The organism is Actinobacillus genomosp. 1, from assembly GCF_029774175.1.
In the GTDB taxonomy this organism is placed as follows: domain Bacteria; phylum Pseudomonadota; class Gammaproteobacteria; order Enterobacterales; family Pasteurellaceae; genus Actinobacillus.
Genome location: NZ_CP103834.1, coordinates 106,303 through 131,773 on the forward strand (window position 1 = coordinate 106,303; position 25,471 = coordinate 131,773).

Sequence of the window (25,471 nt, forward strand, 5' to 3'; positions counted from 1 at the left end):
ATGCTAATTAATAAAATCTGCTTGTGATTTGTATGAAGAAAATAAGTAACGCTTAAGAGGTATTTGAGGATTTTGTCAGGTAACACTAAAGAGGTATTTATGGAAATTTTGTTGATTTATTTCAATAAAAGTTAAGATTAGCCTAGAAAGTATTATCCGTTTTACCTTATTCTCGCACATGAAACTAATGTTTATCTTATTGTTTTTAATAAGAAAAATTCTCATTTCTATCAGGCATTTTGTGGGGGGACACAACGTGAAACGTTTAACTAAAAACCTAGCAATGGCGACCATTGCAATGTTGGGGTGTTTATCATCAGCAGCATGGGCGGAAGAACAGCCGGCTCAAACACCATCTTTAACGGATAAAGCAATCAAACACGAGAAACTCGGTGTGAAAATTGAATCTGCGAACCATACTTTCGCAGAAAAATATCCGCTCCAATACAATTCATGGAAAGCGACTTCGGAATCAACCGATCGTGGTAGCGCGTTAGCGGCAGACCCACGTTATGTTGTGTTATGGGCGGGTTACGCATTCGCAAAAGACTATAACAAACCTCGCGGTCACTACTATGCTATTACGGACGTACGTGAAATTTTACGTACCGGTGCGCCGAAAGACGAAAATGACGGTCCGCAGCCAATGGCTTGCTGGACATGTAAAGGTCCGGATGTTCCTCGTTTAATCGAAGAAAAAGGCGAACGCGGTTATTTTGATCCGAAATGGGCGAAATACGGTGCGGAAATCGTAAACTCAATCGGTTGTGCCGACTGTCACGATACAACTTCTAAAGAATTTGAAGAAGGTAAACCTGCATTACGTGTCGCTCGTCCACACGTATTACGTGCCTTAGAAACTGTCGGTTGGAAATTTGAAGACTTAGATAAACACGGTAAACGTGCCGCAGTATGTGCGAACTGCCACGTTGAATACTACTTCAAAGATAAAAAAGACGTAACCTTCCCATGGACTAAAGGTATTGATGTCGATAGTATCGAAAAATACTACGATGAAATCCAATTTGCAGACTGGACACACGCTTTATCTAAAGCGCCGATGTTAAAAACACAGCACCCGGATTTCGAAATTTGGTCGCAAGGTGTTCACGGTAAAAATGGTGTGACTTGTATCGACTGTCATATGCCGAAAACCGTGGATAGCAAAACCGGTAAAGTTTATACCGATCACAGAATTGCGAACCCGCTTGAAAACGGTCAATTCGATAGAACTTGTAAAACTTGTCACGAGCAAAGTGAAGAAACACTTAAAGCACGTGTGAAAGAACATAAAAAACAAGTGAAAGAAGCAATGATCCGCTTAGAAGATCAATTAGTGAAAGCGCACTTTGAAGCGAAAGCGGCTTGGGATGCAGGTGCAACTCAAGAAGAGATGAAAGACGTCTTAACTGCGATTCGTCACGCTCAATGGCGTTGGGATTACTCAGCAGCAGGTCACGGTAGCCATATGCACGCACCTGACGTAATGCTTCACGTAATCGCATCAGGTATCGACCGTGCAGCGGATGCACGTGCGCAATTAGGTGTCGTATTAGCGAAACACGGCGTGACAACACCGGTAGCAATTCCTGATATTTCTACTAAAGAAAAAGCACAAAAAGCGATTGGTTTAGATATTCCTAAAGAACAAGCGGCGAAAGATGAATTCTTACGTACAGTTGTTCCGCAATGGGATGCTGAAGCTCGTAAAAAAGGCTTATTACCTGCAGAAGAAGCAGTAGAACCGAAAGCAGTTGTAGCACCAAAAGCAGAAGCGAAATAATAGAAGCTTGAGGTGAAATTATGAAAAACATTATCTCAAAAGCAGGGCGAGCAATCGCCCTCCAAGCGGTCGCTTTTGCAAGTTTTCTTGCAATTTCAACCGCTTCCCAAGCGGATATGCCGCAGCAACCTAAACCACTTTGGACACAGCAAGCAAGTGATGCGCAAATTGCGGAAGATGCGCGCCGTGATCCGAATAAATATTGTGTGCAATGTCACGAATCGGCAAATGCAACCGGCAAACCTTTCCATCATGCGGGTAAACACTTTCAAAAAGACGTGAAAAGCCCGAATACCGGTGAGCAAGTAACTTGTGTAAGCTGTCACGGCAATATTTCCGAGAATCACCGTAAAGGTGTGAAAGATGTAATGCGTTTTAATCCGCACGGTAAAGCAAGTAATCCTTCACTTGAACGTTCGGTTCACGAACAAAATCAAGTATGCGTAGCTTGTCATACCGCAGACAAATTACGTGAAAAATTCTGGGCGCACGATACGCACGCTGCGAAAATTTCATGTACGAACTGTCATGAATTACATCCGGAAAAAGAACCGATGAAAGGTATTGAAGAAAAACAACGTATTAAACTTTGCGTTGATTGCCATACCAAGGTTCAAAAAGGTGAATTTAACACCCCGGCTAAAACAGAAGTGAAGGAAACCAAATAATGACTTGCACCCGTAGAGACTTCGTCTCAGGGGCAGGTGCTATCGCTGTCGTAGCAAGCACTGGGCTTGCTACCTCAGTAACTCTTGCTACTGAGAAAGAAGAGAAAAAAATTCGCTATGCGATGGTGCACGATGAAACGTCCTGTATCGGTTGTACCGCTTGTATGGACGCGTGTCGTACCACAAACAAAGTACCGGAAGGCGTTTCACGTTTAGAAATTATCCGTAGCGAGCCTTATGGCGAATTCCCTAATGTCGAGTATGAATTTTTCCGTCAATCTTGCCAACACTGTACGAATGCTCCTTGCGTAGCGGTATGTCCGACAGGTGCTTCATTCGTTGATCCGGAAACCGGCATTGTTGATGTACATTCAGACTTATGTGTCGGTTGCCAATACTGTATCGCAGTTTGCCCGTACCGTGTACGTTTTATTCATCCGGAGAAAAAATCCGCAGATAAATGTAACTTCTGTCGTGATACTAACCTTGCGGAAGGTAAACAACCGGCTTGTGTAGAAGCATGTCCGACTAAAGCATTAACCTTTGGCGATATGAACGATCACAACAGCGAAGTGTACAAAAAAGTGCGTGAAAATCCTGTGTATCGTACTAAAGTTGCGTTAGGTACCGAGCCTAACTTATACCACATTCCATTTGGCAAGGGGGAGCATAGATAATGAACAGCTATATTCCGTTCCAAACCCCGAATTTAGTGTGGGACAGCACGATTGCGATTTACCTTTTCTTATTGGGTATTTCATCAGGTGCGGTGCAGTTAGCGATTGCTTACCGTAATAGCGGTGCAAAAATCGTAAAAAATAGCGACAACTGGATTATCCGTAGTGCAGCGATTTTAGGTACGTTACCGACGCTTATCGGTTTAACATTATTAATTTTCCACTTGACCAAACCGTGGACATTCTGGAAATTAATGTTTAACTATAACGGTACTTCCGTAATGTCGATGGGGGTAATGTTATTCCAAGTTTACATGGCTGTGCTTGTAGTTTGGATTGCCATTATGTTCAAAGATTGGCTGGCTGTTTTAGTGAATCGCTACTTACCGATGTTTAAATTCGTATTACCGTTGGTTGATTTTGCCGAAACTCGCTTACTCAAAGCGGTAGAATTCGTACTCTTTGTGTTAGCGGCTGTGTTAGGGGCTTATACCGGTTTCCTACTTTCTGCATTAATCAGTTATCCGATGTTGAATAACCCTGTATTACCGGCGTTATTCTTAGCATCAGGTACGTCCTCAGGTATTGCGGCGACATTCTTAGTGATTCTGCTTGCCGGTAAATTATCCGGTGAGAGCAACGAAGTGCATTTTATACATAAATTCGAAGTACCGATTATGGTTACCGAATTAGGTTTATTAGTTGCATTCTTCGTCGGTTTACACTTCGGTGGTGCGGATAAACAATTAGCATTACAAAACGCCTTGTCAGGCTTCTGGGGAACGATATTCTGGGTTGGGGTATTCTTTATCGGTATCTTAATTCCGTTGATTGCAAATATCTTCGGTAGCCACAGCTTGAAGCACAATGTTAAATTTATCATTTTAGTTTCAATCTTCGACTTAATCGGTGTACTCTGCTTACGTTACTTTATCCTCTATGCAGGGCAATTGACGATAGCGGGTTAGTCCATAAGTAAAAAAGTCCTAACTATTCGTTAGGGCTTTTTTATTGCCTTTTATCTATCCCTCATCTAAATTAATTAAATACAGAGTGTGTATATCTTTGTGTTGTTTCACAATAATTTCTACTCAAGAAATATAAAGTGTAATAAGAAATTAACTTATATATAGGTTATTTAGCATAGTTAATGTAGAGGCATAAGATAGATTGAAATGCCTTTATATAAAAAACAAGCGGTCAAATTCCTAAAATTTTTTGCAATTTGCAAACTTTTAGAGAAATTTGACCGCTTGTTTATAACAGAATCGTTAGCAATTATTCCGCTTTTTTAGCCGCTTCTTTCGGAAGCACTAAGTTCATAATGATTGCGGCGATAGCGCAGAGGCTAATGCCTTTCAGTGAGAATTCGCCGACATTGATTAGCATACCGCCGATACCGAAGGTCATGACTACTGAAACGATACAGAGGTTGCGAGCTTCGCCCATATCGACTTTGGCACGAATTAATGTACTCATACCGACTGCCGCAATAGAACCGAAAACTAACATCATAATGCCGCCCATTACTACACCCGGAATGGTTTGTAAAAATGCGCCCACTTTGCCGCAGAATGAAATCGCAATTGCCCAAATAGCGGCAAAGGTCATTACACGCGGGTTAAAGTTTTTGGTGAGCATAACCGCACCGGTAACTTCCGCATAGGTAGTATTAGGCGGACCACCTAAGAATGCGGCGGCAGAAGTAGCAACACCATCACCTAATAATGTACGGTGTAAACCCGGTTTAGTCATAAAATCTTTGCCGGTTACCGAGCTGATTGCCATAATGCCGCCGACGTGTTCGACAGCCGGTGCAAGGGCGATAGGTAACAAGTAAAGAATTGCTTCTAACTTAAATTCCGGCGTGGTGAGTTTCGGTAAGCTAAACCAAGCGGCATTGGTGACCGGGCTAAAATCAATGATGCCGAAAATTAGAGAAAGAATATAACCGACCACAATTCCAAACATAATCGGTACTAATTTCATTAAACCTTTGGCAAATACCGCCACGATAAGCGTGGTGATTAAGGTTGCCATCGAAATCAGTAAGGCGGTATTCGGTTCAATCGTTGTGCCTTTGCCTAACGCCATATCAACCGCAGTCGGGGCTAAGCCTAAACCGATAATAATGATTACCGGACCAACTACCACCGGTGGGAAAAGTTTTTCGAGGATATTTGCCCCTTTCCATTTCACTAACGCACTTAATGCAAAATAGACAAAGCCGGTGAATACCAAGCCACCCATAGTGGTTGGGATACCCCATTGCTGTACGCCGTATTGAATCGGTGCGATAAATGCGAAGGAAGATGCAAGGAAAATAGGCACTTGACCTTTAGTACAAAGTTGGAAAAGTAGGGTACCGATACCGGCGGTAAGGAGGGCTGTATTAGGATCTAAGCCGGTAATTAACGGCATTAATACTAAAGCACCAAATGCCACAAATAGCATTTGTAAGCCAACGAACACCTGTTTAGGTGTACTGATAGTTTGATTTGTCATTTTTGTTTCAACTCTCGGTTTGAATTAACATACGTAAACACTACCTCACGGGATAGTCGGCGCATTATAGCTGAAAAGAAAATGACTTGCTAAACAGAAAATAAAAATCCCCTCAGTTTATTGCTAAGGGGATAAATATTAAGCTGATTCGGATAATACTAATCCATTTCACTCATCAAGGTTGCATTACCGCCGGCGGCTGCAGTATTAATGCTGATAGACTTTTCATGTACCAGCGGTAATAGAGAGAGTGCCAAGTCAAGGCTTTCCACATAAGTTAAAATCGCACCGTTACGCTCGGCATAATGTTGGCGTTCTGCTGCAGAAAGCGGATCAAGTACAATCATCACGCTTAATGCAGGAAGACGATTGAAGTCATCTGCTACCGTTACGTATTCGGCAAATTGATGTGCATATTCCGCTAACGGTGAATCTTTTTTTATCACCGCTTTGCTGCCGCATACCGCAATCGCAATCATTGCTTTAATTTGTTCGAGCAGTGAGCCATTACTTACTGCAATCATTGGACGAGCTTCAAGGCGTAAATAGTTGTTTTCGCCGGTAATACCTTGCATTTTAAACGCTTTTGCAAGCGGTGATTTTGGGTGTAAAGTTTGCAAGAGAGCCAACGCTTCGCTTTGTTGTTCACCGCTAAGTGTTTGGCGAACGGCTTGTGCAAGTTTATCCGTTTCTATAACCGTTTCGCCTTCTAAATCCGCAAGCGTCCAAGCCTCGCTTTTTACTAAACGTTGTAAATAAAGAGGCCCGCCGGCTTTTGGTCCCGTACCGGAAAGCCCCATGCCGCCGAACGGTTGTACGCCTACCACCGCACCGACCGTATTACGATTCACATATAAATTACCGGCGTGTACTTTGTCGAGCCATTGAGTAACGGTCGCATCAATACGGCTGTGTAAACCGCTGGTTAAACCGAATCCGGTCGAATTAATGTCATCAATAATTTGTTCGAATTGGTTGGCATTAAAGCGAATCACGTGTAGTACCGGGCCAAACACTTCATGTTCGATTTGTGAGATATGATCGATTTCAAGTAAGGTTGGCGGCACGAAAATCCCATTCTGTTCCACCTCCGCTGCAATAGGCACTTGATAGTACGATTTTGCCATCGCTTTCATTTTTTCAATATGCGCTAATAAGCGACTTTGTGCCGTGCGATCGATTACCGGACCAATATCGGTATTCAGTAATTGCGGTTTGCCGACACGTAACTCCGCCATTGCACCTTTAAGCATTGCTAGAGTATGATCGGCAACATCTTCTTGCAGATAAAGTACACGTAGTGCTGAACAGCGTTGTCCTGCCGAATCAAACGCCGAGTTAAGCACATCCGCCACCACTTGTTCGCTGAGTGCAGAGCTGTCCATAATCAAGGCGTTTTGTCCGCCGGTTTCCGCAATAAGCGGTACGATTTTGCTTTGTTTTTGCAAATTGCAGTTGATGGTTTTGGCAGTTTCGGTCGAGCCGGTAAAAATTACGCCGTCCACTCGAGGATCGGAAGTCAGTTGATTACCGATTTCCGCTCCGCTACCCGGTAAACATTGCAAAACACCTTTTGGAATACCGGCTTGGTAACATAATTCCACTGCATAATGTGCCATTAAGGAAGTTTGTTCCGCCGGTTTTGCCAACACCACATTACCGGCAACTAAAGCGGAAACGACTTCACCGGTAAAAATTGCCAACGGGAAGTTCCACGGGCTAATTGCAACGATAATCCCCCTCGGATTTTGATAAGCCTGCGGGTTGCGCTTCACTTCGTTTGCATAATAACGGCAAAAATCGACCGCTTCTCTGACTTCGGCTATTGCATTATTCAGCGTTTTACCCGCTTCTCGCACCGCTAAATCGAATAAAGTCGGCATATTGTTTTCCATTAAATCGGCGAGCTTTTCTAGAATCGCCGCTCTTTGTGCCGGCGGAGTCGCTTGCCAAGCGGTCTGATTTTGTTCGGCAATTACAAAAGCTTTTTCAACATCGGCTTCATTGGCGTAGGTGACTTCTCCGACGATTTGAGTTTGATCAGCCGGATTGTAAATTACTTTTCGCTGCGCACCTTGATAGAATTGCTCGGCAATTTGCGGAACGGCACGGTACTGATTGTTATTCGCCAATTCGTTTAATTGTGCGCTTAATTGTACTAAATGGTGCATATCGCTTAGTTCGTATCCGGCTGAATTTTTACGATCCGTAAATAGATTTAGCGGTAACGGCGTTTTCGGGTGCATCGTTCCTGCAGTAGTACCGGCTTTTGCTACCGGATCTTCAAGTAACTTATCAATACTGACTTTTTCATCGACAATCTGATTTACAAATGAACTGTTTGAACCGTTTTCTAATAAACGGCGCACCAAATAGGCTAATAAGGTTTGGTAAGAACCGACCGGCGCATAAACGCGGCATTGAATATTGAGATTTTCTTGACCTACCACTTGATCATAGAGTGTTTCGCCCATGCCGTGTAAACATTGAAATTCAAAGCGTTTACCTTTAGCTAAGTGATAGATAGTGGATAAGGTTTGCGCATTATGGGTGGCAAATTGCGGGAATACCACATCTTGTGCCGCTAATAGCTTTTTCGCACAAGCAATGTAATTCAAATCGGTATGCACTTTGCGCGTGAACACCGGATAGCCGCTTGCTCCTTCCGCTTGAGCCTGTTTGACTTCGGAATCCCAGTAAGCACCTTTTACCAAGCGAATCATCAACTTACGGTTGTTTTCCCTTGCTTTGGCAATTAAATAATCGATAACGGAGCGACAACGTTTTTGGTAGGCTTGCACGACAAAACCTATCCCGTCAAAATCGGCTAATTCGGGTTCGCTTAATAAGCGATCCATTAAATCTAATGAAATTTCTAAACGATTCGCTTCTTCCGCATCAATATTTAAGCCGATGTTATAACGTTTTGCTAACAGAAATAAATCGCGCAAGCGGGGATAAAGTTCATCCATCACAGGATCATACTGTGCCAGACTATAACGAGGATGAATCGCCGAAAGTTTAACCGATACGCCGGAAGAATGATAAACGCCTAACCCTTTTGAGGCTGCACCGACCGCGTGGATTGAATTCACGTAATCTTGATAATAACGTTGTGCGTCTTGTTCGGTAAATGCGGATTCACCCAACATATCGTAGGTAAAACGGAAGCCTTTATTAAAACGTGCTTCACTATTTTTGAGGGCGAGTTGAATCGTTTCGCCGGTGACAAATTGTTTACCGAGCAAACGCATAGCAAAATCGATACCTTTACGAATAACGGGTTCTCCCGCTTTACTAATCAGCTGATTTAGACTACTTGATAATGCTTGCTGATTCAGAGACAGTAATTTACCGGTAAAGACTAATCCCCATGCGGAAGCATTGACAAATAAAGACGGACTGCTGCCGATATGTGATTTCCAGTCGCCTTTGGCGATTTTGTCTTTAATCAGCTTATCTCGGGTCGCTTGATCAGGAATACGCAGTAAGGCTTCGGCTAAACACATCAAAGCAATACCTTCTTGGCTTGAAAGAGAAAACTCGTGCATCAACGCATCGACACCGCTGGCTTTTTGGCGGTTGGTGCGTACTTTTTCTATCAGTTTACGGGCGAGATTTTTAATTTCGGGTTGTAAGATTTCTGTTTCCGCCTCAACTAAGAGCTGCTGAACCAATTCAGTTTCATCAATACGATAATGTCGGCTGATATTTTCACGAAGGACGGCTGAAGAAGGAAGAAGTTGATAAATGTTTGTCGGCATAAAGGACTCCTGTTTCGCTTTAACAAGCGGTCGTTTTTATGAAAAAGTTTGCATTTCGAAAACAAAAAAGCGACTTGCCGTTGCCAGCAAATCGCTTTGTCTTTATTGAAGCTCTGCTAAATAGGCTTTATCCGCACGCTCAAATGTGTCCGTTACCTTTTTGCTCGGCGGCGGAGTAATGAGGGAAACCAAGACAATCGCTAACGTCGCTAGAATGAAGCCCGGAATCATCGAATAGACTTCCGGTAAATTAGCCCAGAGGGTAATGTCTTTCCAGAAGTACACGATTAACGCCCCCACTAACATACCGCTAATTGCTCCGAAGCCGTTCATACGTTTCCAGAATAATGACAGTAATACTACCGGACCGAAAGCACTACCGAAACCTGCCCAAGCGTCTTTTACTAAGCCGAATACTTGGCTATTAGGATCTTGCGCAATATAGATCGCTAGAGCGGCAACAGCTAATACCATAATTCGTCCGAGCCACACTAATTCTTTATCGGTTGCGGACGGACGTAAAATACCTTTATAAAGATCTTCGGTAATCGCACTTGAACAAATCAATAACTGTGCCGAGAGAGTACTCATTACCGCAGCTAAAATGGCAGAAAGTAAGATGCCTGCAATCCACGGGTTAAACAGTAATTTAGCCAATTCGATAAAGATTTGTTCTTTATTCTGATTCACGACGGCGGCTTGTTCCGGATGAGTAAAGAAATAAGCCATACCGAAATAACCGATACCGATTGCACCCGCTAAACAGATAATCATCCAAGTCATACTGATACGGCGAGCTTTCTCCAATGATTTTACACTTTCCGCCGCCATAAAACGTACCACGATATGCGGTTGCCCGAAATAGCCTAAACCCCAAGCCAGTAGGCTTAATACGCCCAAGACTGTGGTACCGGCAAAAATATCATTGTAATCTTTTTTCGCTAATTCACCCGCTTTGGCAATCGTATCTTGCATTACCTCAAAACCACCTACGTTCATGATGACAAAAACAGGGGTTAAAATTAAAGCGAATAACATCAATGAGGCTTGAATCGTATCTGTCCAACTTACCGCTAAGAAACCGCCGATAAAGGTATAAAGAATGGTGGCAACTGCGCCGTACCAAATGGCATTTTCATAAGGTACGCCGAAAAGGTTTTCAAATACTCTCGCACCTGCGACCACTCCTGAAGCACAATATACGGCAAAGAATAGTAAAAAAATGACCGCCGATAAAATTTTGATAATACGCGTTTCGTCGTTGAAACGGTTATGGAAGTATTCGGGAAGTGTAAGCGCATCGCCGCTATGTTCGGTATGCGAACGTAAGCGTCCGGCAACCAGTTTCCAGTTCAGATAAGCCCCGATAGTGAGTCCGACGGCCAACCAGCCTTCAATTAAACCGCTTGCATAAACTGCGCCGGGCAATCCCATCAGTAACCAACCGGACATATCCGAGGCGCCGGCGGACAACGCGGTGACAAAACTACCTAAACGGCGACCGCCGAGAATATAGTCGGATAAATTATTTGTAACACGATAGGCGATAAAGCCGATAGCGATCATTCCAATAATATAGATCAGGAATGTAATGGTGGTCGGATCGAAGTTGAACATAGTTATTCCTCTTATTCTTTCTATGTTGCTAATTTAATTTAACTTTATGCAAAAGTTGCGAATTATAGCAAAAGATAGGATGGAAATGAATTTTTAACAAAATTTCATGTATTTTTATGCGGTACTTACGAGTTAAATCAAATTTTCAGCAGCTTGCTGAAGATCTGCTCATTTCGGAACATAGCTGAAAAAATAAAGGAATGCAAATGATTTTTTAATAAATTGTTTCAAGTGTTAATTTTAAGTTAAATCCCATTTCAACTTTTTATCAATCTTGGGAGGTGAAAAAATAAGTTTTACACAGGCGGACATTGTCAAGCATCTTTACAAGAAAATTTTTAGACTTTTTATTTAAAATTGCTGGAAAAAATATAACTTATTGATTTTAAATGATAAGTTATTTTGTATCCAGTTATCTAGTTATGCTGACAAAGTTAGACTCTATCTAGGGTTAAGCGATTTTTCAAAAAGAAATCCACAAAGTTATCCACAGCTTTTGTGGATAGAAAAAATACCTGAATATACAATCAGATTTTCGCTGAGATTTTGCTAAAAATGTGGAATTATCGACCGCTTACGGGAAGATCCAGCCTAGTTCTTCCGAGATCTTATGCGCGGTGGTTTGAAGTTCCGAACGTAACGTATCGATCCCGACTTGTTTCAGTCTTGCGGTAGAAAGCGAGATGGATATGGCATAGTTTACTTGTCCTTGATGATCAAAAATAGGACAAGCGATACATGAAACACCCATTTCGTTTTCTTCGTCATCCATCGCAAATTGCTGTTGGCGGATCTTCTCAAGTTCCGTATTCATTGCCGGAACCGTCGTAATCGTATTCGGTGTTAATTGCTGAATAGTATCTTGCTGAATGTTCCAATAGTGCGGAACGTATTCCGCTTTATCATAGGCAAGAAATAATTTTCCCATACCGGAACAGTATAGTTGGAGCCTTTGTCCGATATAAGCTCGGGTTTTCATCATACCGGTTGTTGGTTCCAATTTATAAATTAAGATGGCGTGATTGCCTTCTCGCATAGCGAAATTAACCGTTTCGCCTAATTTTAAATTAAGTGCTTCTAAATGCGGTGCGGCAATATGTAGGATATTCAGTGAGCTGAGGGCTCGCTGACCGATAGCTAAACATTTTGTGGATAAACGATAACTTCCCGTAGTCGGAGCAGGTCGGACGAAGCCTTCTTGTTGAAGACTTTGCAATAAACGATGGACGGTACTTTTATTTAAATTGGCAAGTTCGGAAAGCTGTGCTAACGGGCAACCGTTCGGATATTGGGAGAGTAATTCAAGTAATTTAAGACCTCGAACTAATGTTTGGCTTCCTGCGGATTCTTTGTCTGTCACTTTGTATCTCCTAAGATCAAATGATTAAGAGGTATATCCCAACGCTCTGTCGGTAACTTTTCTATAAATTGAAAAGGGTAGGCAAGCCCTACGCTTATGGCTTCTGTTGCTAAGGCAAGCGTTCTATCGTAAAAACCGCCTCCGTAGCCTAACCGATTACCGGTTTTATCACAAGCGAGTAACGGTGTAAATATCATCTCGATTTCATTAAGCGGTTTTACTTTACGTACGTCCAATTTCGGTTGCTGCATACCAAATTTATGTGTCGTAAATGCAGTTTCTTTATCGTATTGTTGAAATAAAAGATGACCTTTGACAAACGGATGCAAAATAGGAAGATAAAGAAATTTATTTTGCCGTTGTAATTGTTTAAGCAACGGAAGCGGTGAGATTTCGCAATTAAAAGGTAAATAGAGCGCAATATGTTCGGCGTGATATTTATCAATGAGGGAGAGTGCTTGCGGAATGATGTTAAGCGAGGCGATAGATTGTTGCTCTAAAGATAATTTAGCCCGTTCAGCCAGAATAAATTGACGAAGCTGATGACGATCTTGTATGGAATGAGCTTGCATATTGAGGATACCTTAATGCAAAAGAAGGAACCCGAAGTGCCGTTACTTGTGATGGTCCTTGAACCAGAAGGTTCAAGGGAGTCGAACTTAATTGCCTTTAGGCTTCTTACTCAAGGTAAGCTTGCTCACCGGCATTTAGATGTCCAACTCAAAGTTTTAAATTATCGGCTCAGGGACGTAACTAGCAACGAACACCTCAGGCAAGTCTTATACTAACGGATATTAAGGTTTTTTCCTAGTCTTGAATTGAGAAAAATTCTCAAACGATCAGCTTTTAAACACTTTCTTGATTAATCGCAACGGAACTGCCGGTAAGCAACTTACTCAGAGAGTTATCTAATTGATGAATACAAGATTCCAAAACCGCTTTGTTATTGGCATTCTTTTGTTTTTCTTGTTCAAGTTCATAATTGAGGTTGAGAGCGACAATCGCCAATACTTTTTCCAACTGGATAATACCGGATTGATCTTTTAAAAGGGTAACACGCTCTTCCAAACGTTGTGCCGAGGCTAGTAAGTTTTCTTGTTGATCCGGTGGACAATGTAAACGAAGTACCTGCCCAAAAATTTGAACTTCAATATAATTTGCCGACATAGTCGCGAAATCCTCACAAGTAATATAAATTTTTTGCTATTATGCCATTCTTTAACAGAATCACAAATAAGACAACTATGGCTATTACACAATCAAATGAATTTAATCAATTAATTGCCCAGCTTCAAATCACGGAAACCTCCGCAGAGCTACACGGCTTTTTAAGCGGATTAATTGCGGGTGGGGTACAAGACGAATCTTGGAAAACCTTAACTTACCAATTTTTAAATGACGGGCATGCTTTTTCACAAGCTCCTCTAGCGGAATTAAGTGCTTTTTACCAACAATTGACCGAAAGTTTTGATGAAGCCAATACCTTATTTTCGCTTTGGACTCCGAATAATGAAGATGGTTTCGCTTTAGCGGATGCGATTGCCGATTGGACAAGCCAATTCTTATTAGGCCTAGGGCTTGCGCAACCGAAATTAAGCCGAGAAACGGATGAAATCGGTGAGGCTTTAGATGATTTAGAAGAAATATCTAAATTAGGTTACAATGAAGATGATGATAATAATGAGTTATTAGAGGCGGGAGAGGAAGTGGTTGAATATTTGCGCGTACTGACACTTTTCTTGCATAGTCATTTTGCATTGAATGTGAAAACAACTGAAAAGCCTCAACTCCATTAATCCTTATGAGTTATATACAAGCGGTTATATTCTGGCAAAATTTTGCAAATTTTTTATAAAATTCAACCGCTTGTTTCCGTTTTGAATTGATTATACAAGGAATACTATGAACCAATTAAAAAATGATCGCTATTTAAAAGCACTGTTACGTGAGCCTGTCGATATGACACCGGTATGGATGATGCGTCAAGCCGGACGTTATCTACCGGAATATAAAGCGGCGCGAGCAGAAGCCGGTGATTTTATGTCTTTATGTCGTAATGCGGATCTTGCGTGTGAAGTGACTTTACAGCCGTTACGTCGTTATGCGTTGGATGCGGCGATTTTATTCTCTGATATTTTAACTATTCCGGATGCAATGGGTTTAGGTTTAAGTTTCGGTGCCGGCGAAGGTCCTAAATTTGCTCGTCCGATTGAAACTAAAGCACAGGTGGAAAAGCTACCGATTCCGGATCCTGAGGGTGAATTGCAATATGTGATGAATGCGGTACGTACTATTCGTCGTGAATTAAAAGGCGAAGTACCGTTAATCGGTTTTTCCGGCAGCCCGTGGACATTAGCGACTTATATGGTGGAAGGTGGTTCAAGCAAGGCGTTTACCAAAATCAAAAAAATGATGTATGCCGATCCGCAAATTTTACACGCATTATTAGATAAATTAGCCGATAGCGTGATCTTATATTTGAATGCACAAATCAAAGCCGGCGCGCAAGCTGTGATGGTTTTCGATACTTGGGGCGGTGTATTGGCGCATAACGAATATAAAGCGTTCTCGCTACGTTATATGCACAAAATCGTGGACGGTTTAATTCGTGAAAACGAAGGTAGAAAAGTACCGGTGACCTTATTTACCAAAGGTGGCGGTTTATGGTTGGAAGCAATTGCGGAAACCGGCTGTGATGCGGTGGGGTTAGACTGGACGATTGATATTGCGGATGCACGCCGTCGTGTCGGATACAAAGTCGCGCTACAAGGTAATATGGATCCGAGTGTGTTGTATGCACAGCCGGAACGTATTGAACAAGAAGTAAAACAAATTTTAGCCGGCTTCGGTCAAGGCTCCGGTCATGTGTTCAATCTCGGTCACGGTATCCATCAAGACGTACCTGAACAAAGTCCGAAAGTATTTGTTGATGCGGTGCACGAGTATTCAAAACAATACCATAAGTAATTTAATCACAAGTTTGCTTTAAACCGGCGGTTAAATTTCCAAAATTTTTTGTAAAAAACTAACGAAATTCGACCGCTTGTTTTAGAAAAATCGTATTAGGAAAAGAGGGAAAAATGAGAAATCCTATTCATAAACGAATGGAACGTTTTGAGTCTTGGCAACATCTGACGTTTATGACATGCCTTTGTGAAAGAATGTATCCGAACTACCAGCTTTTTTGTGACGTTACGCAACAACCGGAAAAAGCAAAAATTTTTCAAAATATTCTGAACCTTATTTGGGAATTTTTGACAATAAAAGGAACGAAAATTAATTTTGATAACCAGCTGGAAAAATTAGAAGAAATTATTCCCGATGTGAACGATTATGATTTTTTCGGCGTGTTGCCCGCTCAAGAAGCGTGTGAAGCGTTATCCGAATTATTGCACGGCATTATTGCAGGTTCCAGTTTGGAGCAAGCCGTCCGCATCAGCCAGATTTCACTCGGTACGGTGGCGAGTTACCTCGAAATGCAAAATGAAAAAGAACTGAACGAGCAAGAATTGAAAAATTCGGAAGAAATTCAGGACGAATTAGATGTGCAGTGGCAAATCTATCGTTTGCTGAATGAATGCGAAGCACGTGATATCGAACTCATTTTAGGACTAAAAGAGGATATTCGCGCTAGCGGAATTAGTAATATTGGGTTAAAATTTAACCAATAAACTAAATTATCAACAATTTTATCACGAATCCCCTTTGCGAAAAGGAAAGTTTCAATTAAGCTAGTAAACGTTTTACGTAACAATTTCGGACGTGTAACGTCATTTAATCTAAAATAAATCTTAGAGGATACAATCATGAACAAAACTGAGTTAATCGATGCAATCGCTGCTGGTGCAGAGTTAAGCAAGAAAGATGCGAAAGCGGCATTAGAAGCGACTTTAAATGCGATCTCTGAAAGCCTAAAAAATGGCGACACCGTTCAGTTAATCGGCTTCGGTACTTTTAAAGTAAACGAGCGTAATGCACGTACTGGTCGTAACCCGCGTACCGGCGAAGAAATTAAAATTGCAGCGTCTAAAGTTCCGGCGTTTGTTGCAGGTAAAGCATTAAAAGATTTAGTAAAATAATTCTTTTATAAGATTTTCTTAAAGCCTAGAATCGTTCTAGGCTTTTTTGTTGTTTATACGGAAAAGGGATATTGAATTGCAGGATGATATTCATAACCTTCGACGCTAAAATCATCAAGTGTTACCCATGTTTCTAAATCTTCCAGCGATTTGATTTCCGGATTAATCCAAAGTTTCGGTGCTTTTAATGCTTCTCGCTTAAGTTGTACATCACGCATTAATTCCAATTGATCTTCATAAATATGTGCGTTTACGATTTTATGAAATGCTTGACCGGCTTTATGCCCGGTAATCTGCGCCATTAAAGCTAAGAAAGTGTAACATTGAATCATATTCCAATTCAGCCCAAGCGGTACATCAGCGGAACGTTGCGTACTGTTTAAATAAAGCGTACCGTCTAACAATGAGAAATGATGACTGTACAAGCATGGACGTAAGCAGCCCATGTGGAATACGCCCGGGTGATAAAAAGTATAAATCTCACCGCGATTATCCACTCCTTTTTTTAAGTCATCAACAATCTGACGCAGTAGATCTACGGAACCGCCGTCCGCTTTCGGAAAATGACGTCCGACCGCACCGTAAACCAAACCCATATCATCTTCGCCTTTACGATACGGATTCGCTAACCAAGCCGCATTTTGATTGGCGTTAGCATCCCATGATTTTGTACCTAATTGACGGAAATCGGCAGCGTTATCATAACCGCGAATATAGCCTAATAATTCGGCGATAGCGGCTTTCCAAAAGCTTCTGCGTGTCGTGACCAGCGGAAACTCTCCCGCCTCGACATCATAAGTTAAATCGGCATTAATAACGGTTAAACAACGCTTACCAGTACGTTCATTCTCTACCCATTTTCCTTCGTTTACGATACGATGACATAAATCCAAATACTGTTTCATGATTACCTCTTAAAAAAATTTAGGTAATTTTGCCATTTATTCGGTAAAATGGATAATAAATTTTTATAAAGCGATAAGGAGTGCGATATGAAAAAACTGATGAAACCCATTTTGATCTGCTTAACCCTAGCGGTATTGACCGCTTGTTCGAGTAAAAGTAGCTGGACTCGCTTAAATGACTCGGAAGTAGATCAAAAATCCTATGCAATAGCTTATGGCGCAACCGCACAAACTTACGCTGATCGAGTAAACGAAAGTTACGATATCGATTCATTTATGAACGGTGTTGATGATTGGTACAACAAAAAAGTAAATCTGCCGGTAGAACAAATTCGTGCCATGATTCTCAATCGCTTAATGGATCACAATATTTACGCTTATTATAGCGGTGTACTTTATGCGGCGGATTTACAAGGTAATTTTAATCATTTGGATCCGAGTTGTTGGAATCTCGTACAAACGCCGAGTATGACGCAAGGTATTCATGATGCAATGCTTGATATTCAAAAAAATAAAGTCCGTGGTGATGAGTACATCAAAAATGGGGTTGAACAAATTCTTCATCTTTGTGTAAAAACGATGGTAGAAGATGAGCATAAATCGGAAGCTAATTCAAAACCGAAAGGAAAAAAATCAGCAAAAGCGACTCATAAACAGAAATCAGTCAAATAGCAGAAGACAATATATGATTAAGCGGTCTATTTTTCTCAATAAATTGTAATAATTTGAGAAAATATGACCGCTTCGTTTACCTAAGGAGATAACATGACAACTTATAATTTGCGTCTAAAGGCAAAAAGTGAACTTACCCCGCATCCGACAGCACAATATTGGCGTAAATGCCAAGTTGAAGAATTATTTGCTATGCCTTTTATGGAATTGATTTTTAAAGCGGCACAAATACATCGAGAAAATTTTGATCCGCAAGCGATTCAGTTATCGACATTACTTTCGATCAAAACGGGCGGTTGTCCGGAAGAGTGCGAATATTGCCCGCAGTCCGCTCGTTATGATACCGGACTTGAGAAGCAAGTGATGATGGATGTCGAAGAGATTCTTGAAAAAGCGAAGATTGCAAAAGCAAGGGGGGCTAGTCGCTTTTGTATGGGAGCTGCTTGGCGAGGTCCAAAACCGAAAGATATTAAAGTGGTTTCCGAAATCATTGGAGCAGTAAAATCGTTAGGTTTAGAAACTTGCGGTACTTTCGGTTTGCTTGAAGAAGGGATGGCGGAAGATTTAAAAGAAGCCGGATTGGATTATTATAATCATAACTTGGATACGGATCCGGAACGTTATAGCAAAATCGTACATACCCGCAATCACGATGATCGTATGGATACGCTTGGTAAAGTACGTCATGCTGGATTAAAAGTCTGCTGTGGCGGAATTGTCGGGATGAATGAAACCCGCCCAGAACGAGCCGGACTTATTGCTAGTTTAGCTAATTTAGATCCGCAGCCGGAAAGCGTACCGATTAACCAATTAATTAAAGTGGAAGGCACTCCGCTTGAAAATGCGGAAGATTTGGATTGGACGGAATTTGTTAGAACGATTGCCGTTGCCAGAATTACGATGCCGAAAAGTTATGTGCGCTTATCCGCAGGTAGAACCGAAATGCCGGAAGCGATGCAAGCATTGTGCTTTATGGCGGGTGCAAACTCAATTTTTTATGGCGAAAAGCTATTAACGACAGGTAATCCGGAAGAAGATTTTGACCGCTTACTAATGGATAAATTGGATTTATACCCGTTAGCATATCAACCTAACGAAGTCTAATTCGATAAATGAAAAAAGCCAGCATTTTGCTGGCTTTTAGATTCGTTATATAAGTATTTAAAATTAAAGTACTTTTACGTTTACTGCTGAAGGACCGCGATCTGAATCTTGTACTTCAAACTCGACTTTTGCACCTTCTTCTAAAGTACGGAAGTTTGAACCTACGATACCAGAGAAGTGAACAAAAATATCTTTACCGCCTTGATCAGGAGTAATGAAGCCGAAACCTTTAGTTGAGTTGAACCATTTAACGATACCTGTTGCTTTAGACATAGGATTTTCCTTATAAAAAATTTGATAAAAAGAATTGCTACACGTTTGTTTGGAGATTGGAGATTTATTCGCGAAGAGCTCTCAGAAAATCAAAAGATTTTATAGAAAGGAAAACATCGATAAAGCAATCGTACTCAATAACGCTACGAGAAGCGGAGTAGATTAGAACACTAAAAAAATATTAAAGCAAATGTTTTTTGAACTTATTTATCGGAATCGGAACATAGAAATATATATGAATGTAACAAAATAGCGGAATGACTTGATTTTATATAGACGGGAATCCGTAAATAAAATATAGTAACGAACTCAGACTCTGTGTTGAGTCGGCATCTATTTGGACTTAAATTGAAAGAGAAAAACAACATGTCAGAACAACAAGTAAAAATTCAAAATGGCAACAAAACTAATCCGAGCGTAAAAGAAGTAATTACGTATTTAGCGGAGAAGTTTCCACTTTGTTTTAGTGTTGAAGGAGAAGCTAAACCACTAAAAGTCGGACTTTTCCAAGATTTAGCGGAAGCACTTGCTAACGATGAAAAAGTGAGCAAAACTTTACTGCGTCAGGCATTACGTACTTATACGATGAGTTGGCGTTATTTGGCTTGTTGTAAAGCAAATATTCAACGTGTCGGTTTACAAGGCGAGGAAGCCGGTATCGTTGATGAAGCACAGGCAGAACATGCGGCACAAACTTTAGCCGTAGCAAAAGAAGCTTATGCGGCACGTAAAGCGGAGCAACGCAAAGAACAGCGTAAAGAATTTTTTAAGAAAAAGGCTCGAGAAGAGAATACAAAGAAAAATGCGGTAAATCATGTTAAAAAAGCTCCTCGAGTTTCCAAAGAAGCTTCTGTAAAAGCAACTGCTGAGAGCTTAGCTGCATTAACAAGCAAATTTGGTAAGGGAAACAAATAATTTGCAGGTCTAGCGGTTAATTTATTGTCGTTTTACAATATAAAATATTTTTTGACCGCTTGAGCATATCTTTATAATGAATCAGGATTTTTATGAAAATAAATCAACTTAGCCGTCTTATTGCTATTTGTCTCGGAACTGTCGTAAGTACAGCATTTGCGGTAGAACCACAAATTCAAGAGAGCGTGTTAGTAACCCCAAAACCGACGGAACAACATAGCCTTTCAACTAAACGTGTTACAGCACGTTTAACGCAATCTCATTATCATAAGTTTAAATTAGACGATGAGTTTGCCAATAAGATTTTTAACCGCTATATGGATTGGCTAGATGGTGCGCATAATACTTTTTTGCAATCTGATATTGATGAGATGCGTGCTAAATATGCGGCTAAATTAGACGATGAACTTTATGAAGGCAAGTTAGATTCCGCATTTGAAATCTATGATTTAATGACTAAGCGTCGTTATGAACGTTATAAATATGCTTTATCTTTATTAGATAAAGAACCGAATTTGAAAGGTTCCGAGCAAATTGAGAATGATCGTGAAAAGGCTGATTTCCCGGCAACGGTTGAAGAAGCGAATCAATTATGGGAACAAAGAGTTAAAAACGACGTTATTAACTTATATCTAAAAGATAAAAAATGGCCTGAAATTAAGAAAACGTTAATTAAACGCTATAATTTAGCGATTAAGCGTTTGACGCAAATTAAAGCGGACGACGTTTTGCAAACCTACCTAAATGCGTTTGCACGTGAAATCGATCCGCATACAAGTTATCTTTCTCCTCGTGCGGCAAAAGCATTCCAAGAAAGTATGAATCTGTCTTTAGAAGGTATCGGTGCAACGCTTGCGATGGAAGACGACGTAACAACGATTAAATCGCTTGTGCCGGGCGCACCGGCCGCTCGCAGTAAAAAACTTGTGGTCGGTGATAAGATCGTCGGTGTCGGTCAAGATAATGGTGAGATTGAAGATGTCATCGGTTGGCGTTTAGATGATGTCGTCGATAAGATCAAAGGTAAAAAAGGTACGAAAGTTCGTTTAGAAATTGAACCGGAAAAAGGCGGAAAAACGAAAATTATCACTTTAGTCCGAGATAAAGTTCGTTTAGAAGACAGTGCGGCAAAATTAACCGTTGATAAAATCAATGGTAAAAATGTTGCCGTGATTAAAATTTCAACCTTCTATATCGGTTTAACCAATGATGTTCGTAAATTGTTAGATGAAATGAAAACCAAAAAAGTAGATGGTTTGGTTATCGATTTACGTGAAAACGGCGGTGGTTCTCTGACTGAAGTGGTTGAATTGACCGGTTTATTTATTAAAGACGGTCCGGTAGTTCAGGTAAGAGATGCGTTTAACCGAATTAAAGTACATGAGGATCCGGAAGCGGATAAATCGCTTTACGACGGTAAAATTATGGTGATGATTAATCGGCATAGTGCGTCAGCATCCGAAATTTTTGCGGCGGCAATGCAAGATTACAACCGAGCAATTATCGTTGGGCAACAAACTTTCGGTAAAGGTACGGTACAACAAAGCCGTTCATTGAATTTTGTATATGATTTGGATCAAGAGCCGTTGGGCTTTATTCAATACACGATTCAAAAATTCTATCGTATTGACGGTGGTAGTACCCAGTTAAAAGGGGTTGAGGCGGATATTAAGTTCCCTGAAATTATCAATGCGGAGAAAACCGGGGAAAGCTTTGAAGATAATGCCTTGCCTTGGGATAAAATTCCTGCGGCAAACTATCAAGAAGCCGGACATGCGAGAGATGCGGTTGCCGCACTGACTGCAAAACATGAAGAGCGTATTGCAAAAGAACCTGAGTTTATTACTTTGAATGAAGATATTGCAATTCGTAAAGAAAGAGATGCTCGTAAGTATTCCTCACTGAATTTGGAAGAGCGTTTGAAAGAAGATCGTGCCGACGAAGCGAAACGTTTAAAAGACCTGAATGCACGTTTTGCAAGAGAAGGGAAAAAAGCGATTAAGAATATTGATGCCTTACCAAAAGACTATGAAGCACCTGATTTCTTCTTGAAAGAAGCTGAAAAAATGATGGTTGATTGGTTAGAAATTGATAAGAAGCCATAAAATAGCTTATAATATATTAAATTAGCTGCCGCTTAATGAAAGTTAAGCGGTTTGCTTTTATTGATATTTTATAATCTCGGAGCAAGGATTTTTATATGAGTAAGGCGAAAACCTTCAAATTACTGCCATTAGTAATGCTTTCAAGTGTCGTTTTAGCCGAAACTAATGCAACTAATCTTCACACTGTTTCAACGGCAGAAAATACAGCAATTAAGCATACGGCGTCAGATGCTATTTTACCTCAGTTAAGCTTTAGCGCTCAGCAAGCTAGAGCGGCCGAGCTTGCCAAACGTGCCGATTATGTGTTTGAACAAGAGCAAATACGTTTGGAAGAAGAACGTAAATTGCAAGAAGCGGTAGCGAGAGTAAAGCAGACGGTCGGAGATAATCAGTTATTACTAAGTAAATCTGTTGCTAAAATTTATTTAGATAATGATTATGCAATGATGTGGAGTGATAAGTATGCGGAGAAGCAATTCCTTAAGGAATATGCATTATTTGCCGCTAGCGGCGTATCTGCTAAATCGGCAAAAGCATTGCAACAAATTTTAAATCATCCGGAAGGCTTGGGACGAGATATATTATTAACCGATGGTTTTTTAGATTATCTTTATTACAATAAAAATGTGTATAAAAATGCTAACCAATGGCTATATAACCTAGGTAGCTATATTCCTAAAGCACCTAGCTTAGAGCAAATCAGTCAATGGGTAGAATCGACTAAAAACGGTGATTCGGGTCAGTTTGTTGCAAATTTAGTGCCTCGTAATCATATTTATCAAGAAACGGCGCAACGCGTATTGTTTATGAGTACTGCGGCTAAGAAAGCTAAACCGGCTAAGAAACCTAAGGCCGGTAGCGCGGAACAACCTACGGTAGAGGCAGGTAGTAACGACGCTTTTTATAAGTTAGCCTTAAATGCGCAAAGATTACGTATTATTCCAAGCTTTAATAACGGTATTTTCGTAAATATTCCTAGTTATCAGCTTTATTACTTCCGTGACGGTCAGCTTGCATTACAATCAAAAGTTATTGTCGGTCGTGATGATCGCCGTACGCCGGTGATGTATAGTAAGTTAAGTAACGTGGTAGTGAATCCGCCTTGGAATATTCCACCGACAATTTTAACCAAAGATATTGTTCCGAAATTGGCGAAAAATCCGGGATTCGCGGATTCGGCCGGTTATGAAATTTTTGACGGTAGCGGTAATAAAATTAACCCTCGCAGCGTGAATTGGGCGCAATATGTGAATAGTAAAAATCTACCTTACCGTATTCGTCAGAAAGCGGGAGATGATAGCGCATTAGGTCGTTTTAAATTTAATATGCCGAGTTCGGATGCGATTTATCTACATGATACGCCGAACCGCGGCTTATTCGGTAAAACGGATCGTGCGTTAAGCTCCGGCTGTGTACGTGTGGAACGTTCCGATGATCTGGCAAGTATTTTATTAAAAGAAGCGGGCTGGAGTGCAGATAAAAAGCAAAAAGTGTTAGACAGTCAGAAAACGACTTCAGCAAATATTCGTTCGGATAATCCGGTTTATTTATATTATGTGACCTCTTGGGTAGAAAACGGTAAAGTTTATACCTTACCGGATATTTATAAATTCGATGTAGCGATTCCGAAAAATGCGGTGAATTGGAATAAACTAAAAAGTGTGATCTAATTCACAAATATAAAAATTTCCGAGAAGTTTTACTTGCTTCTCGGAACTTTCTTTTTTAGATTAAACCTAATGGGCTTATTAATTAATAAGCCTTTATTTATGGTTGATAGTAAATAATTTGTTATAAATCATTTACTATCAATCATTACTCGTGAAGAATGAGGAATAGCGATGAATCAAATTAATGTTCAACGTCGTAAGTGGTTATCACTCGGCGGTCTTGTTTTAGGAGCAAGTTTATTGCCGAGTAAAGCCATGGCGATGTTTTCTACTCCTACTCCGTTAGCTTTACGTTTCCGTAATATTAATACGGGTGATACTTATGCGGCAAAATTTAGTAATGGTTTGCTTTCCAGTGACGATTTAGGGCAGTTAAATTACTTAATGCGTGATCGCCATACGAATCAAGTTAAGCGAATTGACCCGATGTTATTCGTTAAATTAAATCAAATCCAACAACATCTAGGTTTTCGTAATGCGGAAATTTTAGTGTTAAGCGGTTATCGTTCGGCACAGACAAATGCAAGAATGCATAGAACACAACGCGGTGTGGCGAGTAACAGCTATCATATCCGCGGACAGGCGGTTGATTTTAGAATCTCGGGCGTGCCGTTAGCAAAAGTAAGAGCGGTAGCCGAAAGCCTGAATAATGGCGGGGTAGGATATTATCCTCGCAGTAATTTTATTCATGTAGATACCGGTCCTGTTCGTACTTGGCGCGGTTAGGTAAGCGGTCGAATTTTATGTTTAATTTACAAATTATCCCGGTAAGTGCGTTTCAGCAAAATTGTAGCATTATTTGGGACGATAATAAAAATGCCGCCATTATTGATGCGGGTGATGATGCGGATAAAATTATTCAGTTTGTTGAATCACAAAATCTAAACGTACAAAAGTTATTACTCACCCATGGTCATTTAGATCATATTATGGCGGTTGAAAAAGTACGGGATCATTTTGGTGTGGAAGTATATGGTTCCCATATTGATGATAAACCGTTATTTGAACAGCTGCCGCAAATGTGTGAAATGTTCGGTCTCCCGCCGATTAAAGCATTTTTACCGGATCATTGGCTAAACGAGGACGATGAGGTAGAGGTCGGAGCATTACGTTTTAGTATTCGCCACTTACCGGGACATGCGCCGGGGCATATCGGTTTCTTTGATTTTGAGAATAAAATCGCTTTTAGCGGTGATGTATTATTTAAAGACAGTATCGGACGTACCGATCTTTATCTAGGCAGTTTAGATGTGTTACTCGATACGATTCGTACCAAAATGTTTGACTTGGATGATGATTTTATTGTTGTTGCCGGTCATGGTCCTCATACTACGATCGGACGTGAGAAACTGCACAATCCATTCCTAAAATAGT

At 40.8% G+C, this 25,471-nt stretch carries 23 protein-coding genes and 1 other RNA gene; 15 read left to right on the forward strand and 9 right to left on the reverse strand.

The window, feature by feature from the left end; genetic code table 11:
- The first annotated feature begins 256 nt into the window (after positions 1-256).
- Genes nrfA through nrfD form a run of 4 tightly spaced genes read left to right on the forward strand, consistent with a single transcriptional unit; the run spans position 257 to position 4,096 of the window.
- Positions 257-1,783, forward strand: a complete 1,527-nt coding sequence (gene nrfA / locus NYR63_RS00525; protein ID WP_279457672.1) for an ammonia-forming nitrite reductase cytochrome c552 subunit — start codon at positions 257-259, stop codon at positions 1,781-1,783.
- A 20-nt stretch (positions 1,784-1,803) separates the two neighbouring features.
- Complete coding sequence (gene nrfB / locus NYR63_RS00530; protein ID WP_279457673.1) at positions 1,804-2,451, forward strand: cytochrome c nitrite reductase pentaheme subunit; 648 nt, start codon at positions 1,804-1,806, stop codon at positions 2,449-2,451.
- Positions 2,451-3,128 (forward strand): cytochrome c nitrite reductase Fe-S protein, encoded by a 678-nt coding sequence (gene nrfC, locus NYR63_RS00535; RefSeq protein WP_005618707.1) that lies wholly within the window; start codon positions 2,451-2,453, stop codon positions 3,126-3,128. Before nrfB ends, nrfC begins: the two co-directional genes overlap by 1 nt.
- Positions 3,128-4,096 carry a cytochrome c nitrite reductase subunit NrfD gene (gene nrfD, locus NYR63_RS00540; protein WP_279457674.1) on the forward strand — a complete coding sequence of 323 codons (969 nt, stop codon included), beginning with the start codon at positions 3,128-3,130 and terminating at the stop codon, positions 4,094-4,096. The genes nrfC and nrfD overlap by 1 nt, the downstream gene beginning before the upstream one ends.
- Positions 4,097-4,406: 310 nt before the next feature.
- Here nrfD and NYR63_RS00545 read toward each other — a convergent pair whose 3' ends face one another.
- From NYR63_RS00545 to NYR63_RS00575, 7 genes are all read right to left on the reverse strand, one after another.
- Positions 4,407-5,633, reverse strand: coding sequence for a uracil-xanthine permease family protein (locus NYR63_RS00545; RefSeq protein ID WP_279457675.1), 1,227 nt, complete (start codon positions 5,631-5,633; stop codon positions 4,407-4,409).
- Positions 5,634-5,791: 158 nt separating this feature from the next.
- Entirely contained in the window at positions 5,792-9,397 is a 3,606-nt protein-coding gene (gene putA, locus NYR63_RS00550; RefSeq protein WP_279457676.1) for a bifunctional proline dehydrogenase/L-glutamate gamma-semialdehyde dehydrogenase PutA, read from the reverse strand.
- A 102-nt stretch (positions 9,398-9,499) separates the two neighbouring features.
- Positions 9,500-11,014, reverse strand: a complete 1,515-nt coding sequence (gene putP / locus NYR63_RS00555; protein ID WP_279457677.1) for a sodium/proline symporter PutP — start codon at positions 11,012-11,014, stop codon at positions 9,500-9,502.
- Positions 11,015-11,588: 574 nt separating this feature from the next.
- Complete coding sequence (locus NYR63_RS00560; protein ID WP_279457678.1) at positions 11,589-12,374, reverse strand: IclR family transcriptional regulator; 786 nt, start codon at positions 12,372-12,374, stop codon at positions 11,589-11,591.
- On the reverse strand, positions 12,371-12,946 hold the full coding sequence (locus tag NYR63_RS00565) for a 5-formyltetrahydrofolate cyclo-ligase (RefSeq protein ID WP_279457679.1): 576 nt from the start codon (positions 12,944-12,946) through the stop codon (positions 12,371-12,373). The genes NYR63_RS00560 and NYR63_RS00565 overlap by 4 nt, the downstream gene beginning before the upstream one ends.
- Before the next feature lie 24 nt (positions 12,947-12,970).
- Positions 12,971-13,152: non-coding RNA, 6S RNA (gene ssrS, locus NYR63_RS00570), on the reverse strand.
- Between the two features lie 68 nt (positions 13,153-13,220).
- Positions 13,221-13,541, reverse strand: a complete 321-nt coding sequence (locus NYR63_RS00575) for a cell division protein ZapA (RefSeq protein ID WP_279457680.1) — start codon at positions 13,539-13,541, stop codon at positions 13,221-13,223.
- A 77-nt stretch (positions 13,542-13,618) separates the two neighbouring features.
- On the opposite strand from NYR63_RS00575, the gene NYR63_RS00580 reads away from it, so the two are divergent.
- The 4 genes from NYR63_RS00580 to NYR63_RS00595 all read left to right on the forward strand — a co-directional run bounded on the left by NYR63_RS00580 (position 13,619) and on the right by NYR63_RS00595 (position 16,453).
- Positions 13,619-14,170: a UPF0149 family protein gene (locus tag NYR63_RS00580; RefSeq protein ID WP_279457681.1), complete on the forward strand. Its 552-nt coding sequence runs from the start codon at positions 13,619-13,621 to the stop codon at positions 14,168-14,170.
- 106 nt (positions 14,171-14,276) lie between these two features.
- A complete protein-coding gene (gene hemE, locus NYR63_RS00585; protein WP_279457683.1) occupies positions 14,277-15,341 on the forward strand; it encodes a uroporphyrinogen decarboxylase in 1,065 nt (354 codons plus the stop codon).
- Between the two features lie 113 nt (positions 15,342-15,454).
- On the forward strand, positions 15,455-16,045 hold the full coding sequence (locus NYR63_RS00590; RefSeq protein WP_279457684.1) for a YjaG family protein: 591 nt from the start codon (positions 15,455-15,457) through the stop codon (positions 16,043-16,045).
- Positions 16,046-16,180: 135 nt separating this feature from the next.
- Positions 16,181-16,453, forward strand: a complete 273-nt coding sequence (locus NYR63_RS00595) for an HU family DNA-binding protein (protein ID WP_005595795.1) — start codon at positions 16,181-16,183, stop codon at positions 16,451-16,453.
- A gap of 53 nt (positions 16,454-16,506) precedes the next feature.
- On the opposite strand, the gene NYR63_RS00600 is transcribed toward NYR63_RS00595, so the two are convergent.
- Positions 16,507-17,358 carry a thymidylate synthase gene (locus NYR63_RS00600; RefSeq protein ID WP_279457685.1) on the reverse strand — a complete coding sequence of 284 codons (852 nt, stop codon included), beginning with the start codon at positions 17,356-17,358 and terminating at the stop codon, positions 16,507-16,509.
- Between the two features lie 87 nt (positions 17,359-17,445).
- On the opposite strand from NYR63_RS00600, the gene NYR63_RS00605 reads away from it, so the two are divergent.
- Positions 17,446-18,030 (forward strand): hypothetical protein, encoded by a 585-nt coding sequence (locus NYR63_RS00605; RefSeq protein WP_279457686.1) that lies wholly within the window; start codon positions 17,446-17,448, stop codon positions 18,028-18,030.
- Positions 18,031-18,123: 93 nt separating this feature from the next.
- Positions 18,124-19,134: a biotin synthase BioB gene (gene bioB, locus NYR63_RS00610; RefSeq protein WP_279457687.1), complete on the forward strand. Its 1,011-nt coding sequence runs from the start codon at positions 18,124-18,126 to the stop codon at positions 19,132-19,134.
- Between the two features lie 63 nt (positions 19,135-19,197).
- On the opposite strand, the gene cspE is transcribed toward bioB, so the two are convergent.
- Positions 19,198-19,407, reverse strand: coding sequence for a transcription antiterminator/RNA stability regulator CspE (gene cspE, locus NYR63_RS00615; protein ID WP_115586521.1), 210 nt, complete (start codon positions 19,405-19,407; stop codon positions 19,198-19,200).
- A gap of 366 nt (positions 19,408-19,773) precedes the next feature.
- On the opposite strand from cspE, the gene proQ reads away from it, so the two are divergent.
- The 5 genes from proQ to NYR63_RS00640 all read left to right on the forward strand — a co-directional run bounded on the left by proQ (position 19,774) and on the right by NYR63_RS00640 (position 25,470).
- Positions 19,774-20,322 (forward strand): RNA chaperone ProQ, encoded by a 549-nt coding sequence (gene proQ / locus NYR63_RS00620; protein ID WP_279457688.1) that lies wholly within the window; start codon positions 19,774-19,776, stop codon positions 20,320-20,322.
- A 92-nt stretch (positions 20,323-20,414) separates the two neighbouring features.
- Complete coding sequence (prc, locus tag NYR63_RS00625; RefSeq protein ID WP_279457689.1) at positions 20,415-22,427, forward strand: carboxy terminal-processing peptidase; 2,013 nt, start codon at positions 20,415-20,417, stop codon at positions 22,425-22,427.
- A 95-nt stretch (positions 22,428-22,522) separates the two neighbouring features.
- Positions 22,523-24,097: a L,D-transpeptidase family protein gene (locus tag NYR63_RS00630; protein WP_279457690.1), complete on the forward strand. Its 1,575-nt coding sequence runs from the start codon at positions 22,523-22,525 to the stop codon at positions 24,095-24,097.
- Between the two features lie 171 nt (positions 24,098-24,268).
- Positions 24,269-24,823, forward strand: a complete 555-nt coding sequence (locus tag NYR63_RS00635) for a YcbK family protein (RefSeq protein WP_279457691.1) — start codon at positions 24,269-24,271, stop codon at positions 24,821-24,823.
- Between the two features lie 17 nt (positions 24,824-24,840).
- Entirely contained in the window at positions 24,841-25,470 is a 630-nt protein-coding gene (locus NYR63_RS00640) for an MBL fold metallo-hydrolase (RefSeq protein WP_279457692.1), read from the forward strand.
- Position 25,471 lies beyond the last annotated feature (1 nt).

Coding starts and splice junctions, on each gene's coding strand:
- prc (WP_279457689.1), top strand. CDS start 20,415: ATGAAAATAAATCAACTTAGCCGTCTTATTGCTATTTGTCTCGGAACT.
- hemE (WP_279457683.1), top strand. CDS start 14,277: ATGAACCAATTAAAAAATGATCGCTATTTAAAAGCACTGTTACGTGAG.
- NYR63_RS00640 (WP_279457692.1), top strand. CDS start 24,841: ATGTTTAATTTACAAATTATCCCGGTAAGTGCGTTTCAGCAAAATTGT.
- NYR63_RS00580 (WP_279457681.1), top strand. CDS start 13,619: ATGGCTATTACACAATCAAATGAATTTAATCAATTAATTGCCCAGCTT.
- nrfB (WP_279457673.1), top strand. CDS start 1,804: ATGAAAAACATTATCTCAAAAGCAGGGCGAGCAATCGCCCTCCAAGCG.
- proQ (WP_279457688.1), top strand. CDS start 19,774: ATGTCAGAACAACAAGTAAAAATTCAAAATGGCAACAAAACTAATCCG.
- NYR63_RS00575 (WP_279457680.1), bottom strand. CDS start 13,541: ATGTCGGCAAATTATATTGAAGTTCAAATTTTTGGGCAGGTACTTCGT.
- nrfC (WP_005618707.1), top strand. CDS start 2,451: ATGACTTGCACCCGTAGAGACTTCGTCTCAGGGGCAGGTGCTATCGCT.
- NYR63_RS00565 (WP_279457679.1), bottom strand. CDS start 12,946: ATGCAAGCTCATTCCATACAAGATCGTCATCAGCTTCGTCAATTTATT.
- cspE (WP_115586521.1), bottom strand. CDS start 19,407: ATGTCTAAAGCAACAGGTATCGTTAAATGGTTCAACTCAACTAAAGGT.
- NYR63_RS00605 (WP_279457686.1), top strand. CDS start 17,446: ATGAAAAAACTGATGAAACCCATTTTGATCTGCTTAACCCTAGCGGTA.
- NYR63_RS00595 (WP_005595795.1), top strand. CDS start 16,181: ATGAACAAAACTGAGTTAATCGATGCAATCGCTGCTGGTGCAGAGTTA.
- putP (WP_279457677.1), bottom strand. CDS start 11,014: ATGTTCAACTTCGATCCGACCACCATTACATTCCTGATCTATATTATT.
- putA (WP_279457676.1), bottom strand. CDS start 9,397: ATGCCGACAAACATTTATCAACTTCTTCCTTCTTCAGCCGTCCTTCGT.
- NYR63_RS00635 (WP_279457691.1), top strand. CDS start 24,269: ATGAATCAAATTAATGTTCAACGTCGTAAGTGGTTATCACTCGGCGGT.
- NYR63_RS00590 (WP_279457684.1), top strand. CDS start 15,455: ATGAGAAATCCTATTCATAAACGAATGGAACGTTTTGAGTCTTGGCAA.
- bioB (WP_279457687.1), top strand. CDS start 18,124: ATGACAACTTATAATTTGCGTCTAAAGGCAAAAAGTGAACTTACCCCG.
- nrfD (WP_279457674.1), top strand. CDS start 3,128: ATGAACAGCTATATTCCGTTCCAAACCCCGAATTTAGTGTGGGACAGC.
- NYR63_RS00545 (WP_279457675.1), bottom strand. CDS start 5,633: ATGACAAATCAAACTATCAGTACACCTAAACAGGTGTTCGTTGGCTTA.
- NYR63_RS00600 (WP_279457685.1), bottom strand. CDS start 17,358: ATGAAACAGTATTTGGATTTATGTCATCGTATCGTAAACGAAGGAAAA.
- NYR63_RS00630 (WP_279457690.1), top strand. CDS start 22,523: ATGAGTAAGGCGAAAACCTTCAAATTACTGCCATTAGTAATGCTTTCA.